The following is a 14,061-nucleotide window of genomic DNA, read 5'->3' as shown; positions in this document are numbered from 1 at the left end:
TACCGTTGAACTACCGGCCCGTGAAAGAGGACCAGACAGGATTCGAACCTGCACCTGACGACCTTGCCCGCGGCCGATCGATCCGGTGATCGGCGGCGACTGCTGAGTCTGGAGCGAGAGTCTGAGATTGATCGCGGTCTGCCTCTGCCATTTGGGCTACCCCCGCGAGTGGTGCGGGGCGAGGGACTCGAACCCCCACTGGAACCGCGTCGTTCACGACAAACTTCAGCTTCAGCTTTGCGCTCCTGGCGCACCCTCCGCGCTCCGGCGGAGGGGATCTAGGGGGGTCACTGCGCGAACAGGAACCCGAACACGGCCTCGCCGACGCGCCGGTCGGTGACCTCCGTGCCGTTGGCCTCCTCGCGGGCGAACTTCACCGCCTGCTGCAACTTCTCGACCCGGTCCAGCAGTTCGTTCACCCGGCGGGCGGGGAGCGCGCCGGAGAACTTCACCGTGGTCCAGTAACCGACCGCCACGTCCTCGTAGTACACCTCGACCTGGGCCGGGTGCTTCTCGGTGGCCTCGGCCTTCACGTGGTTGCGCGGGACCTTCTTGGTGCGGATCGTCCGTACCGGCTCGGTCTTCCAGGCGTCCGTGGAGGCGTCCAGATTCCAGCCCTCGGCCGCGTCCAGCACCGGCAGCTTGCGCACGAAGGTGTTGAGGTCGGTGAGCTGCTTCTCCAGGAAGAGCAGATACGACACGGGCACGTCGCTGACGACAGTGCGGCCGTCGACCGTGACATCGGCGCGCGCCTCGCAGTTGGCCCAGTCCTTGGTGGCGGTCACGTCGAAGAGCCGGGTGAGCGCCGCGGCGGTGTCCCGCAGCACATTCTCGGCCTTGACCTGCACCCGGGTGGACTCGGGCGGCAATTGCTCGCCCTCCTCGTCCTTCGGCTGATAGCTCCGCGAGATCCCGGAAAGCAACGCGGGCTTCTGCAAGTCGTGATGAGCGGTCGTCAGTTCCTGCTGCGCCTTGGACTTGACGCCCTTCTCGACCGCGATGATCTGATTGAGTTTCGCCACACACAGACCGTAACAGCGCGCCGACCACGCGTTCGACCGGTTTTCGCGGCGCCGGGCTTCGAATGTCCCGCCCGGCCGCCGACTCCGGAACCCCACGCCTCACTTCCGCCGCGACCCGACGCCGACTCCCCCGCAGGTAACCGCACATTATGGACGAAGTCCCGTTGAGAGCTCGGTCGTTACCGGCGCGCACGCCTCGGGCGTCTGGTACTGTCACGACCGCCAGTCAGCCATAGGTCGGTCTTCAACGACGGATCTGACTGATGACACGGGGTAGGAATCAGAGCTCGGCGCAGTGCTTCCCGGGGATCCACGGGCCGAGCGATGTGAATTCGCAATAGATTTTTGAGTGTCGTTGCCGCGATCGACCGCGCCCGAATACGGGGGTGCGCCGTCCGATCGCGACAACGTCTATTGGTCGCTGCCGGCTGGAGGTTCAGCCGTGGGCGAGATTGAGATCGGGGGCGATCTTGCGAAGGCCGAATCATTTCACCGAGCTTGTGCTGCGTCATGCCGCTGAACTGCCGGACAAGGACGCGTACTTCTTCCTGCCCGGCAGCACGCCGGGCGCCGAGGCGCAGCGGCTGACCTACGCGGCGCTGGACGCCGAGGCCAAGCGGATCGCCTCCTGGTTACAGGAACACGGCGCCGTCGCAGGACAAGTGCTCCTGCTCTACCCCTCGGGCCTGGACTTCGTCGCGGCCTTCGTCGGCTGCCTCTACGCGGGTTCGGTCGCGGTGCCGGCGCCGCTTCCCGGCGACCAGGGCAACCAGGCCGCCCGGCTCACCGGCATTGTGCGCGACGCCGAGGTCCGCGCGGTGCTCACCGACTGCGCCAACGAACCCGCCGTCAGCGCCTGGCTGCGCGAGTCGGGCGTGACCGGCGTCGCCGTCCTGGCCAGTGACGACCCCGCCCAGGGCGACGCGCGGGCGTGGACCAGTCCTCAACTCACCGCAGATTCGCTGGCGTTCCTCCAGTACACCTCCGGCTCCACCAGCGAGCCCAAGGGTGTGATGGTCTCCCACGGGAACCTGATGGCCAATCAACTCGCCATCCAGCACGTCCTCGGCACCCACCAGGACAGCCGCATGGGGTGCTGGCTGCCCGCGTACCACGACATGGGCCTGATCGGGCACATACTCCACTCGCTGTACGTCGGCGGCTCGACCGCGCTGATGTCCCCGGTCTCCTTCCTCATGCGGCCGGTGCGCTGGTTGCAGATGATCAGCGAGTACGGCGTCGCCGTGAGCGGCAGCCCCAACTTCGGCTACGACCTGTGCCTGCGCCGGGTCACCGACGAGCAGTTGGCCACCTTGGACCTGAGCAAGTGGCAGCACGCCTCCAACGGGGCCGAGCCGATCAGGGCGGAGACGGTGCGCGCGTTCACCGAGCGCTTCGCGCCCGCGGGCTTCCGGCCCGAGTCCGTCAGCCCCTGCTACGGCATGGCCGAGACCACACTGCTGATCTCCGGCGTGCGGGCGGACCAGAATCCCGTCTTCCGTACCGTGGACGCGGCGGCCCTGGAGCAGGGGCGGCTGCGCGACGCGCCGCGGGGCGGCGGCACCCGCGACCTGGTCGGCAGCGGCGTGGTCGACCCGGCCGACTTCAGTGTGAAGATCGTCGATCCGGACGAGCGCTGCGAGCAGCCCGAGGGCGGCGTCGGCGAGATCTGGGTCAAGGGCGCCAGCGTCTCGTCGGGGTACTGGAAGCGTCCCGACACCAACGCCGAGATCTTCGACGCCGCGATCGTGTCGGCGGCGGGCTCGGACCCGGGCTGGCTGCGCACCGGCGACCTCGGCGTCCTGGACGCGGGGCAGCTCTACGTGACCGGCCGCCTGAAGGAAATGATCCTGATCAACGGGCGGAACATCTACCCGCACGACGTCGAGCGCGAGGTGCAGTCCCTGCACCCGGCCTTCCGCGGCGGCGCCGGGGCGGCGTTCTCGGTGGACGACGGCGAGGAACACCTCGTGCTGGTGCAGGAGTTCCGCCGCGGCGCCGCGCAGGACCCGGCGGAGCTGTGCGCCGAGGTACGCGCCCACGTCCGCCGTGAATTCCAGGCCAGTTGCAGTGTGCTGCTGGTCCGCCCGGCCACGGTGCGCAAGACCACCAGCGGCAAGATCCAGCGCACTTTGATGCGGTCGCTGCTGCTGGAGGACCGGCTGGGCGCGGTCCACCAGAATCTCGACAAACAGGTGGCCAACCTCGTGGCCGGGCCACTGGTCACCTCGGCGGGCTGAGCCGTGGACCACACACCTCACCGCCTCGCCGAGCGGCTGGAATGGGATCTCGGCGATCCGAGGGAGCCGGGCACGCTCTTCAGCCATGCCCGCAGCCTGGAGCTGGACGAGCGCGAGGAGTTCCCCGCCGCGCTCTGCGACCTGCTGGACGGGCTCGGCCTGCACGAGTTCTACGTCCCCGCCGCCCACGGCGGCCGGCTGACGGACTACGAGCAGTTGGTGCAGCTCATGCGGACGGTGGCGCGCCGCGACCTGACGGTGGCGATCGCGCACGGCAAGACGTATCTGGGCGCGGTGTGCGTCTGGGTGAACGGCTCGGCGGAGCAGTCCCGTCGGCTCGGTGCGGCCATCGCCTCCCGGCTGCCGGTCGCTCTCGCGCTGACCGAGCGCGCCCACGGCAGTGACCTGCTGGCGGGCGAGGTCGTCGCGGAGCCGTCCACCGGGACACCGGCCACCGGTACCGCGCCCACCGGTTCGCCCACCGGGACGCCGGCCGCGGGCTACCTGCTCAGCGGCGAGAAGTGGCTGATCAACAACGCCACGCGCGGCGCCCTGCTGTCCGTGCTCTGCCGTACCGATCCGGCGGGCGGCCCCCGTGGCTACTCCGTCCTGCTGGTGGACAAGCGCGACATGCCCGCCGACGCCTACCGGCACCTGGACAAGGTGCGTACGCACGGCATCCGCGGCGCGGACATCTCCGGGATCGCCTTCGACCGGGCCCGGGTCCCCGCCGACGCCGTGGTCGGCGAGGTCGGGGGCGGCCTGGAGACGGTGCTCAAGGCGCTTCAGTTGACGCGCACCATGTGCGCGGCGCTCTCCCTGGGCGCCGCCGACCACGCGCTCGCGCTCGGTCTCGACTTCGCCGCCGAACGCGGCCTGTACGGCCGGTCGTTGATCGAACTGCCGCAGGCACGCAGGACCCTGGCGGAGAGCGCCGCCGACGTGCTGGCCGACGAGGCGCTGACGCTGGTCGTGGCCCGCGCGGTGCAGACCCTCCCGGCGGAACTCTCGGTCGTCTCGGCGGTCACCAAGTACCTGGTGCCGACCCGTACCGAGGCGGTCGTCACCGCGCTGACCCGGCTGCTCGGCGCCCGCGCCTTCCTCAAGGACGTCTACGCGGGCGGCCGGTTCCAGAAGGTGGACAGGGACCACCGGATCGTCGGCCTCTTCGACGGCAACACCCTGGTCAACCTCAACTCGCTGATCAGCCAGTTCCGTTTGCTGGTGCGGGCCCACGAGCGCGGTACCGGGGACGTGCCGGGAGCGGTCACCGCCTTCCGCCTGTCCGCGCCGCTGCCCGCCGTCGCCGTCGACCGGCTCTCGCTGATCGCCCGCCACGGCAGCGGTGTCCTGGCCGCGCTGCCCGACTGCGTCGAGGAGTTGCGCGGCCTCGCCGCGCGCGATCGCGCGGTCGAGCCCGCCCTGCGCGCCGCGCGGCGGCTGCTGACCGTCGTGGACGAGGTGCACGCGGAGATGGCCGGGTTCCAGGACGCGCAGACCGAGACGCCGCCGGCGGCCTTCGAGGCCGCCCGGCGCTTCGCGCTGTGCTTCGCCGCGGCGGCCTGCGTCGGCCTGTGGACGCACAGCCACATCGAGGCGGAGACGGGCGCGACGGCGCCCCTGTGGCGGGACGCCCTGTGGCTGCGGGCCGCCCTCGCCCGGCTGCTCACCGCGCTCGGCGTGCCCGACACGGCGGACCCCGAGGCGCTGGACGACGTGCTCGACGCCGCGGGCGCCCTGCACGCGCAGGGACGGCTGGTCTCGCTGCTGCCGCTGTCGCTGCGCCCGGACGGCCCCGCGCGGGAGACCGACCGGACCGCCGCGACCGGCCACGCGCCGACACCGGCACCCCCTTCGGCGGCGGCAGTGAGGAGCGCGACATGACGGACGGTCAGGAAGCGCGCGTGGCGGCCCGGGTCGCCGAACTCAACGCCGCCTTCGGCGATCCCGCCGACCCGGCCAACCCGGTCGGCAACGCGCGGCTGTTGGCGGCCGACGAGGCCGGTGAGCTGTCCGCGGACGGCGAGAAGCTGCTGGACGCGTTCGGCCTCAACGCCGAGTTCGTGCCCACGGCGCTCGGCGGCCGGCTGGAGCGGATCGACTCGCTGGCACGCGTCCTGCGCGAGGTGTTCCGGCGGGACGTGGCACTCGGACTCGGCTACGGCGTCACGTCGTTCATGGCCGCGGTCAACGTGTGGACCGAGGGCGACGCACGGCAGCGGGCCCGGCTGGCGGAGATCCTGCTGGGCGGCGGCCGGGTCTCCGTGGCGTACCACGAACTCGCGCACGGCAACGACTTCCTGCGCAACGAGTTCGAGGCGCGGGTGCGGTCCGACGGCTCGTTCGTCCTGCACGGCGCCAAGCAGGTCATCAACAACGCCGAACGGGCCCAGGCATGGCTGCTGTTCAGCCGCACCGACCCGGCGCCGGGGCCGCGCAGCCACTCGGTGCTGATGGTCGAGCGCGCCGAGGTGGCGCCCGAGCGGCTGACCGTACTGCCCCGCTACGGCACCGTCGGCGTACGCGGCTGCCTGCTGTCCGGCCTGGACTTCGACCGGGCACCGGTCCCGGAGCACGCGCTCGTCGGGCAGTTGGGGCACGGCGCCGACGTGGCCCTGCGCTCCTTCCAGCTCACCCGCGGCGCGCTGCCGGGAATGGCGCTGGGCGCGGCGGACACGGCGCTGCGCACGGTGGTGTCCTTCGCGCGGGGACGGCACCTCTACAAGCGGACGGTGGCCGAGATACCGCAGGCGCGGGCCACGCTCGGCGGCGCGTTCCTGGACCTGCTCATCAGCGACTGCCTCTGCCTGGTCGGGACCCGCGCCGTGCACCTGCTGCCGGACGAGGCGAGCGTCTACGCCTCGGCGGTGAAGTATCTGGTGCCGACACTGCTGGGCGAGGCCGTCCACGGTCTCTCGGTCGTGCTGGGCGCCCGGTTCTACCTGCGCGACGGGGAGTTCGGCGTCTTCCAGAAGCACCTGAGGGACCTGCCGGTGCTCAGCCTGGGCCACGCGGGCGCGGCGGCGTGCCAGGCGACGATCATCCCGCAGTTGCCGCGGCTGGCCCGGCGTTCCTGGTTCAGGACGGAACCTGCCCCCGACGCCCTGTTCGACCCGCGCGCCGATCTGCCGGGGATTCCGTTCGACCGGCTCGCCCTGACCGGCGACCGGGACGGCCTGAGCGCGTCGCTGGTCGCCGCCGCGGACACGGCGCCGGACGGCACCCCGCACGAGGCGGCCGTGCGCGCGCTGGCGCTGCACCTCACCGACGAACTGCGCCTGATCCAGGCGGAGAGCCTCGCGCTCGCGCCGCTGGACCGTACGGCGCTGGCCTCGCCCGCGAGTTTCGCGCTGTCGGACCGCTACGCGGTGGTGCTGGCGGGTGCCGCGGTGCTCGGCGTGTGGCGCCGGGCACGGGCGCGGGGCGGGGATTCCTTCCTCGCCGACCCGGCGTGGGCCGCCGCGGCCCTGGACCGCCTCGTCCGGCGCCTCGGCCGCCGTCCCGCCGGGCTGCCCCCCGACTGCGCCGGGCGGGTGTGGGAGGAGTTGCTGCGCCGCCACACCGAGCGCCGCGGTTTCGATCTCTACGACACCGCCCTGGCCGGTTGACGGCGCCCGCCGCCCCGTACCAAGAACCCCTACTCGGATCTGGAGGAACCCGTGACCGACACGACTACCGGCAGTTCAGCGCCCCGCCCCGACAGCACACCGCGGCCGCACACGGCCGAGTCGCTGGCCGGGTGGCTGGTCGGCCACGTCGCCGCCTACACCCGGCTGTCCGCCGACGAGATCGATCCGACGGCGCCGCTGACCGACTATGGCCTCGACTCCGTGGCGGCGCTCAGCCTCTGCGGTGACATCGAGGACGAGTTCGACCTGGTCGTCGAGCCCACGGTGGCGTGGGACCACAGGACCGTGGACGCGCTCGTGGCGTACCTGCTCGACGCACTCGGGCCGCGGTCGGAACCGGCCTGACGGAACACACCGGCCGCCGCCCACGCGAACCCGGCGGTCGACCTTCCGCCCGGCCCCGGCGGCCGTCCGCCCGCACCAGCCGTCGTCCGCCCGCACACCAGCCGTCATCCGCTCGAACCCCCGCCTTCCGACCGCCGGACGCTCCGGCCCGGAGGGTCCCCCCTCCCCCGCAGATGCCGACCGAACCAAAGGAAAACGAGAATGCACCTCAGCCCCAGCCCGTCGTGGCCGCAGATCGTGCTCGCGGTACTGCTGGCCTCCGATGTCCTGATGTCGCTGCGCCCGCCGAAGTTCATCCAGGTCTGCCTCGACGGAGTCAACCTGCCGCGGGACTGGTGGTGGGTGCTGATCGTCGTCAAGACCCTCGCCATCGTGGGCCTGTTGGTGGGCATCAAGCACGACGGCATCGGCTTCGCCGCGAACGTCGGCGTGATCGTCTACTTCCTGTGCGCGTCGTTCGCGCACATCCGGGCGCGCTTCCTGAAGCAGGAGTTCTGGGTCAACTGCCTCGGGTTCCTGGCCATCGCCGTCGCCGCCTTCATCGTCTCGTTCGCGGTCTGAGGAGGCGTCGGATGAAGAAGCCGCCGAAGAACCTGGGGCTGCTGTTCGACTGGCACGTCGAGCAGTCCCGCACCACCGAGCTGATCCTGGACCGGCCGTTCGACATCGCTCCCGACGGCGGCGCGGACTACGACGCCGCCGCGCTGGCCGAACTGGTGCGGGAGGCGTCGGCCTGGCTGTACGAGGCCGGCGCGCGCAAGGGCGACCGGATCGCCGTCGTCAAGCGCAATCACTTCGACATGATCCTGCTGGCCGCCGCGGCCGCGCGGATCGGCGCCACCGCGGCGACGATCTCGGGGGCCAACTACCCCGAGCACCTGGCGGTGATGCTCAAGCGGCTCGACCCCTCGGTCACCGTGATCTCCTCGTACGTGCTGGAGGCGGCCGACCGCGTCGGGGTGGACCTGCGGTCGTTCGGCACCACCGTGCTGATCGACGGCGCCGACGCGGGAGCCGGTCTGCTCACGATCGACGGGCTGCGGGGCAGCGCCGTCCCGGCCCTCGATCTACGGGCCGACAGCGAGCCGATGATGATCACGCACACCTCGGGCACCACGAACACGCCGAAGCTCGTCGCGCACACCGCGGACTCCTGCCGGGCCGGCACCCGCCTGGAGCTGCTGCCGATGCCGCTCGCCGTCAACGGCCAGAAGGACATCGCGCTCAGCTCCATATCGTTCGCGCACTCGCGCGCCTACGCCTGGGCCATGGCGCAGCTCCGGTGGGCACCGAAAGCGCTGGTCATCGCCAGCAGCCACGAGGCCGACGACGTCGAGCGGGTGCTCGACCGGGCCCGGCCGACGACGATCGAGGCCACCCCGAACGTCTTCCAGCGCTGGGTGCCGCTGGTACGGCGCAGGCCGGAGCTGTTCGCGCGGGTCCGCTACTACATGAACACCTTCGACCTGATGCACCCCTCCATCGCCCGGCCGTTCGTGAACGCCTCCGAGCGCCGGTTCGTGCTGTGGGGGCACAGTTGGGGCCAGAGCGAGGTCGGCCCGATGGCCGGCTTCGGCTACACCCGCGGTCAGATCAACCGCCGTGCGGCCTCCGGCGGGAACATGAACATGATGGGCAACCCCTGGCCGGGGCTGGTGAGCGTCAAGGCCGCGGACCCCGAGACCGGCGAGCCGGTCAAGCGCGGCGAGGTCGGCGTGCTGTTCGCGAAGGCCAAGTCGATCTGCGTCGACTACGTCGGCGAGTCCGACCGTTACGCGGAGAAGTGGAAGGGCGCCTGGTGGAACACCGGTGACGTCGGCCACCGGGACGCCCTCGGCCGGATCCACTTCGTGGACCGCGCGGTGGACGCCATTCCGGGCGGGAGCGCCACGGAGCTGGAGAGCGAGCTGCTGGACCGGATCGACAACGCCGTCGAGGTGATCGTCCTGACCCGCGGCGACCAGAGTCCCGTCCCCGTCGTCAGCCTCGACGGACCGGACCTCACCGCCGAGGAGTGGGCCGAGGTGACGCGCGGTCTGGCACCGCTCGCGGCCCCGGTGTTCATCCCCTGGGACCGCCTTCCGCGGACGTCCACGTGGAAGGTGCGCCGCAAGGAACTGCGCTCGATGGTGTTCGAGGAAAGCGCCGACGACACCGTATTGGAGGAGCGATTCACGTGACAGCGACGCGCGATCCGTACGGCACCGCCCTGGAGTCGGTGCTGCGGACCGTCCCGTACAACAGCGGGACGGAATACCTGCACTGGTACCACAAGAGCGCGCCCGATCCGCGGCACGGGCTGGCGTGCATCTACCAGACGCTCTACGTGGCGGAGCGCGCGACGGCGCTCGGCGCGCCCGAGGCGAAGATCCTCCAGGATCTCCGGCACATAGCGGCGGTCTTCGAGACCGGCGGCGACGTCGTGGTGCTCGACCCGTACCTCCTGCACCTGACGCCGATCCGGTTCCCCGCGCGGGAGGTCGCGGCCGGGCACTCGTCGGTCGAGGTCGACGCCGCGCCGGTCAGGCTGGACGCCCGGGGCGGGCGGCACCCCGGCCGGCTCGCGGCGGTGTACCGGTCCTCCGACCACGGCTACCGGATCCGGCTGAGCTACTCCAAGTACAGCGTGGAGAAGGACACGTACATCCTGAGCAGGCACTTCACGCTGCGCTCGGAGAACGAGTTCGTGTACGCCGACTTCTCGTCCGACATGCTGGGGCTGCTCACCCACCCCGAGCAGAACAGCGTGTCGATCCGGGCGCTGGTGGCCGGGGCGGAGGTGACCGCCGAGGCGATCATCCCGCTCAAGGGCTTCGCCGACCGCGAGTTCTCGGCCGCCGACATCTGGCTGCGGTCCGGCCAGGGCGTGGCGTCCCGCAACGGCGACGGCGCGCACGCCTCGGCGGTCTGGGCGGACCTGGAGCGCAGTACGGGCCTGGGGCGCGCGGACATCGAGGAGCATCTGGTGTCGGCCGCGCAGGTGTATCAGAAGATCGCCGATCACCGGACGGACCTGCCGGGCTACTCCTTGCAGGACGCATGACGAATCGGGAGCGCATGGAGCTTCGGCGCGTTTTCATCGCCGGCACGATCCAGGGGGCCAACGCCGATCTGCGGATCGACGACCAGGGCTATCGCGAGCAGATCGCGGCTCTGGTGCGGGCGCGTTTCCCCGAGGCGGAGTGCTTCGACCCGAGCACCGGGGTCACCCGTCAGCTCGCCGACCCGACGACGATGTCGGTGATCGGCAAGCTGATCGGCGACGTTCCCCCGGTGCTCGACCTCGGGTCGCTGCCCGCGGAACTGGCCGCGCTGCGGGCCACGTTCAACGAGATGACCCGGGAGGCGGCCGACTGCGACCTGTGCATCGCCTTCCTGCCGGGCCGCACGCTCAGCATGGGCACCGCCATGGAGATGCAGGCCGCGTTCTCGGCCGGTGTGCCGGTCGTGGCGGTGACCTCGCTGGTCGACAACCTCGCGGTGATGTCGGTGTCGTCGTGGGTCGCGCGTGACCTGGACGCGCTCGCGGGACTCCTGGACGGGCTGCGGGAGATGAGCGTCCCGCTACCGGAGCGGGGTCACGGTGCGGACCGCGCCCTCGCCGGGGACGCCGCTCGCTGAGACGCGCGGTGCGCTCCCGCACGCGGGACGCGGCTCACGCCCGGCGCGCCACGCGGTAGCGCAGGTAGAGCACGCTGGAGCTGAACGCGCGGGTCTCGACGAGGTCGAGGTCCACCCGGTGCTCGTCCCGGGGGAAGAACGGGACGCCGCCGCCGACGAGTACCGGGTAGACGCGTGCCCGGTACTCGTCGATCAGGCCCGCGGCGGCGGCCTGGGCTGCGAGCGTCGCGCCGCCGATCGCGATGTCGCCGTCCCCCGGCTCGGCCCGCAGCCGCTCGATCTCCCCCGCCAGGTCGCCGGAGGCCAGCCGGGCGCGACCCTCCACCTCCGACAGCGTGGTGGAGAACACCACCTTGGGCAGCGGCTTCCAGAGCGCGGCCCATTCGAGTTGGGCGGCGTCCATCGGCGGATCGTGGTCGGCGGTCTCCCAGTACAGCATCGTCTCGTACAGCCGCCGCCCCAGCAGATGGACGTCGATCTGCCGGATCTCGTCGATCCAGGAGCGAAAGACGTCCGGGTCCGGCTCCGTCCAGTTGAAGTCGCCGTCCGGCCCGACGATGTAACCGTCGAGTGAGACGTTCATCGAATAGGTCACCTTGCGCATGAGAAGTCCTCCTCCATGGCGAATGCGAAAGTCACGACCCGATATCTCGACATACCCCACGCAATTGCCGGAGAATCTCGCGTCGTTGATCGGCTCGTATCCAGGCTGGTATACCTGCACGCATGTCACGCACCGCGCATTCCATGACGCCGCGCGCGCTTTTCCTCGCGCTGGTCAGCTTAGCCTCGACCCTGGCCCTCTCCGCACCCGCGGCGGTCGCGGACGACGCGAAGGCACCGCCCGGATTCGTCGCCCTCGGTTCGGTCGACCGCTCGATCATCCAGGAAATGCGTTACGCCACTGCGCACGACTTCGTCGGAGCGCCGGTGGACGGTTACGTCCAGCCGATGTGCGTCCTCACCCGCCCGGCGGCATTGGCACTCCACAAGGTGCAGCGCGCACTGCTGAGGACCGGGTATTCGCTGAAGGTCTACGACTGCTACCGCCCCCAGCGCGCCGTCGACCACTTCGTCCGCTGGGCGGAGGATCTGAACGACCAGAAGATGAAAGGCGAGTTCTACCCGGACGAGAACAAGGCCGATCTGTTCACCGACGGCTACATCGCGGCGAAGTCCGGCCACAGCCGGGGCAGCACGATGGACCTCACCATCGTCAGGCTTCCGGCCGCCAAGACCCGCGCCTACGTCCCCGGCGAGCCGCTGACCCCGTGCTACGGCGCCCGCGCCGACCGCTTCCCCGACAACTCGATCGACATGGGGACCGGCTTCGACTGCTTCGACACCCTCGCGAACACCCTGGACCCGCGGATCACCGGCGTCCAACTGGCCAACCGGCTGACCCTCAAGAACGCGATGGAAGCCGCCGGTTTCACCAACCTGCCGGTCGAGTGGTGGCACTACACCCTCGACCACGAGCCCTACCCGGACACCTACTTCGACTTCCCCGTCGCGCGGTCGTCGCTGAACTGACCCCGGAGCCGGGGCCCGGCCGCCGCCCCTTGAGGGCTCGGCGGCGGGCCGTTCCGGCGGGCGTCAGTCGTCGGGCGTCAGGCGAGGGAGCCGGAGGCGCGGCCGGGCGGCGGGCCGCCCGGGTCTCCGCCCTCGGAGGCGGCGGACGCCGCCGTGTCGTCGCTGTCCTGCGGCAGGGCGGCGCGCTTGGGCAGGAACACCAGGGCCAGGACGGCCGCGACGACGACGATGACGCCGCAGGCCAGCAGCACGGTGTGCATCGCGACGACGAACGCGTCGCGGACGGCGTCGAGAACGGCCTGGCTCTTGAGCTTGGCCGCCACGGCGACGCCCGCCGCGGGGCTGCGACCGGCGGCGTCCTGGATCTGCTGGGGCGACTTCCCGAGGTCCAGGTGGCCGCGGTACGTGGAGTTGGCCGCGGAGCCGAGCACGGCCACGCCGATCGCACCGCCGACCTGCCGTACCGCCTGGGTGAACGCCGACCCGACGCCGCTGCGTTCCTTGGACAGCGAGTTGAGGGCCGCCGCCATCGTCCGGGTCAGGGACATGCCGAGTCCGGCGCCGATGATCGTGAGCCAGATGGCGATGAACCCGTAGCCCGAGGTGGTCGAGGTGGCCATGCCGATGAACAGGCCGACGCCCATCAGCACGAAGCCGAGCGCCGGTACGGCGCGCGGACCGAGCTGCGCGGGGAGCTTGTTGACGACGCTGGCGCCGACCAGCAGGCCGCCGATCAGCGGCAGCAGCCGCAGGCCGGTGCCGAGCGCGTCGGTCCCGAGCACCGCCTGGTAGTACTGCGGGAGGGCGAAGATCAGGCCGAACATCGCGAAGCTGACGACGGTGGCGAGGACCGAGCCCCACACGAAGCCGCGGCTGCGGAACAGTTCGAGGTCCACCAGCGGGCTGCCGCCCGCGGCGGTGACCCGGCGCTCCCAGAAGGTGAACAGCACCAGGGCCAGCGCGCCGCCGACGATCGCCAGCACCACCACGGTGTCGCCCCAGCCGCGTACACCGGCCTCGATCGTGCCGTACGTGATGGCGGTCAGGCCGAGGCTGGAGATGAGGACGCCGACGTAGTCGATGCCGATGCCCGCGCTGCCGCGGGACTCGGGGACCAGCTTCGCGACCGCGAAGCTGCCGAGCGCCACGAGCGGCACGTTGACCAGGAAGACCGAGCCCCACCAGAAGTGGTTGAGCAGCGCGCCGCCGACGATCGGGCCGAGCGGCAGGCCGAGCATTGTGGAGATCGCCACGACCGTGATGGCCTTGGTGCGCTCCTCCTCGCTCTCGAAGATGTTGAGCAGCACCGATGTGCTCAGCGGCACGAGGAAGGCGCCCGCCAGGCCCAACAGCGCGCGGGAGGCGATCAGTTCGGTCGCCGTGTTGGAGTAGGCGCAGGCGAGCGAGGCCACGCCGAACAGGATCAGCGAGGCGAGCAGGAATTTCTTGCGGCCGTATTTGTCGCCCATCAGGCCCGCGGGCAGCAGGACCGCGGCCAGGACCAGCGTGAAACTGTCGACGATCCACTGGAGTTGGCTGGTCGAGGCGCCGAGGTCACTGCTGATCGTGGGGACGGCGACGTTGAGGATGGTCGAGTCGACGCCGACGGCCAGCAGGCTTAACCCGATCGCTCCGAGTGCCCACCATTTCCTGGTCTCCGTGCTGCTCATT

General features: G+C 71.0%; 12 protein-coding genes. 9 read left to right on the top strand and 3 right to left on the bottom strand.

Features of this window, described 5'->3' with window-relative positions; translation table 11 throughout:
* Positions 1-287: 287 nt before the first annotated feature.
* The gene (locus ACIQCJ_RS23675) at positions 288-1,022 is read right to left on the bottom strand and encodes a hypothetical protein (protein WP_355332681.1); all 735 of its coding nucleotides are present in this window, start codon (positions 1,020-1,022) and stop codon (positions 288-290) included.
* 500 nt (positions 1,023-1,522) lie between these two features.
* Here ACIQCJ_RS23675 and ACIQCJ_RS23670 point away from each other — a divergent pair, with 500 nt between their 5' ends.
* The 8 genes from ACIQCJ_RS23670 to ACIQCJ_RS23635 all read left to right on the top strand — a co-directional run bounded on the left by ACIQCJ_RS23670 (position 1,523) and on the right by ACIQCJ_RS23635 (position 10,857).
* Positions 1,523-3,262, top strand: a complete 1,740-nt coding sequence (locus tag ACIQCJ_RS23670; RefSeq protein ID WP_402712439.1) for a fatty acyl-AMP ligase — start codon at positions 1,523-1,525, stop codon at positions 3,260-3,262.
* Positions 3,263-3,265: 3 nt separating this feature from the next.
* Complete coding sequence (locus ACIQCJ_RS23665) at positions 3,266-5,146, top strand: acyl-CoA dehydrogenase family protein (protein WP_402712437.1); 1,881 nt, start codon at positions 3,266-3,268, stop codon at positions 5,144-5,146.
* Positions 5,143-6,870, top strand: a complete 1,728-nt coding sequence (locus ACIQCJ_RS23660; protein ID WP_402712435.1) for an acyl-CoA dehydrogenase — start codon at positions 5,143-5,145, stop codon at positions 6,868-6,870. The genes ACIQCJ_RS23665 and ACIQCJ_RS23660 overlap by 4 nt, the downstream gene beginning before the upstream one ends.
* A gap of 51 nt (positions 6,871-6,921) precedes the next feature.
* On the top strand, positions 6,922-7,236 hold the full coding sequence (locus ACIQCJ_RS23655; protein ID WP_188280097.1) for an acyl carrier protein: 315 nt from the start codon (positions 6,922-6,924) through the stop codon (positions 7,234-7,236).
* Between the two features lie 201 nt (positions 7,237-7,437).
* Positions 7,438-7,797, top strand: a complete 360-nt coding sequence (locus tag ACIQCJ_RS23650; protein ID WP_188280096.1) for a DoxX family protein — start codon at positions 7,438-7,440, stop codon at positions 7,795-7,797.
* Positions 7,798-7,808: 11 nt separating this feature from the next.
* Positions 7,809-9,416, top strand: coding sequence for an AMP-binding protein (locus ACIQCJ_RS23645; RefSeq protein WP_401306973.1), 1,608 nt, complete (start codon positions 7,809-7,811; stop codon positions 9,414-9,416).
* Positions 9,413-10,279 carry a hypothetical protein gene (locus ACIQCJ_RS23640; RefSeq protein ID WP_355332693.1) on the top strand — a complete coding sequence of 289 codons (867 nt, stop codon included), beginning with the start codon at positions 9,413-9,415 and terminating at the stop codon, positions 10,277-10,279. Before ACIQCJ_RS23645 ends, ACIQCJ_RS23640 begins: the two co-directional genes overlap by 4 nt.
* Positions 10,276-10,857, top strand: coding sequence for a hypothetical protein (locus tag ACIQCJ_RS23635; protein WP_391046469.1), 582 nt, complete (start codon positions 10,276-10,278; stop codon positions 10,855-10,857). Before ACIQCJ_RS23640 ends, ACIQCJ_RS23635 begins: the two co-directional genes overlap by 4 nt.
* A gap of 34 nt (positions 10,858-10,891) precedes the next feature.
* On the opposite strand, the gene ACIQCJ_RS23630 is transcribed toward ACIQCJ_RS23635, so the two are convergent.
* Complete coding sequence (locus ACIQCJ_RS23630) at positions 10,892-11,461, bottom strand: dihydrofolate reductase family protein (protein WP_391046467.1); 570 nt, start codon at positions 11,459-11,461, stop codon at positions 10,892-10,894.
* 122 nt (positions 11,462-11,583) lie between these two features.
* Here ACIQCJ_RS23630 and ACIQCJ_RS23625 point away from each other — a divergent pair, with 122 nt between their 5' ends.
* Positions 11,584-12,390, top strand: coding sequence for a M15 family metallopeptidase (locus tag ACIQCJ_RS23625; RefSeq protein ID WP_391160907.1), 807 nt, complete (start codon positions 11,584-11,586; stop codon positions 12,388-12,390).
* A 77-nt stretch (positions 12,391-12,467) separates the two neighbouring features.
* Here the strand turns inward: ACIQCJ_RS23625 and ACIQCJ_RS23620 are convergent, their stop codons facing one another.
* On the bottom strand, positions 12,468-14,060 hold the full coding sequence (locus tag ACIQCJ_RS23620) for a DHA2 family efflux MFS transporter permease subunit (protein ID WP_355332705.1): 1,593 nt from the start codon (positions 14,058-14,060) through the stop codon (positions 12,468-12,470).
* Between the last annotated feature and the right edge of the window lies 1 nt (position 14,061).

Source organism: Streptomyces sp. NPDC093221, from assembly GCF_044753885.1.
Classification (GTDB): domain Bacteria; phylum Actinomycetota; class Actinomycetes; order Streptomycetales; family Streptomycetaceae; genus Actinacidiphila.
The sequence above is the reverse complement of the archived record's forward strand: the minus strand, read 5'-3'. Positions and strand labels throughout refer to the sequence as shown.

What these genes read in the sequence shown, in the direction of transcription:
- ACIQCJ_RS23625 (WP_391160907.1), top strand. Translation starts at nt 11,584, where the DNA reads ATGTCACGCACCGCGCATTCCATGACGCCGCGCGCGCTTTTCCTCGCG.
- ACIQCJ_RS23645 (WP_401306973.1), top strand. Translation starts at nt 7,809, where the DNA reads ATGAAGAAGCCGCCGAAGAACCTGGGGCTGCTGTTCGACTGGCACGTC.
- ACIQCJ_RS23620 (WP_355332705.1), bottom strand. Translation starts at nt 14,060, where the DNA reads ATGAGCAGCACGGAGACCAGGAAATGGTGGGCACTCGGAGCGATCGGG.
- ACIQCJ_RS23630 (WP_391046467.1), bottom strand. Translation starts at nt 11,461, where the DNA reads ATGCGCAAGGTGACCTATTCGATGAACGTCTCACTCGACGGTTACATC.
- ACIQCJ_RS23650 (WP_188280096.1), top strand. Translation starts at nt 7,438, where the DNA reads ATGCACCTCAGCCCCAGCCCGTCGTGGCCGCAGATCGTGCTCGCGGTA.
- ACIQCJ_RS23660 (WP_402712435.1), top strand. Translation starts at nt 5,143, where the DNA reads ATGACGGACGGTCAGGAAGCGCGCGTGGCGGCCCGGGTCGCCGAACTC.
- ACIQCJ_RS23635 (WP_391046469.1), top strand. Translation starts at nt 10,276, where the DNA reads ATGACGAATCGGGAGCGCATGGAGCTTCGGCGCGTTTTCATCGCCGGC.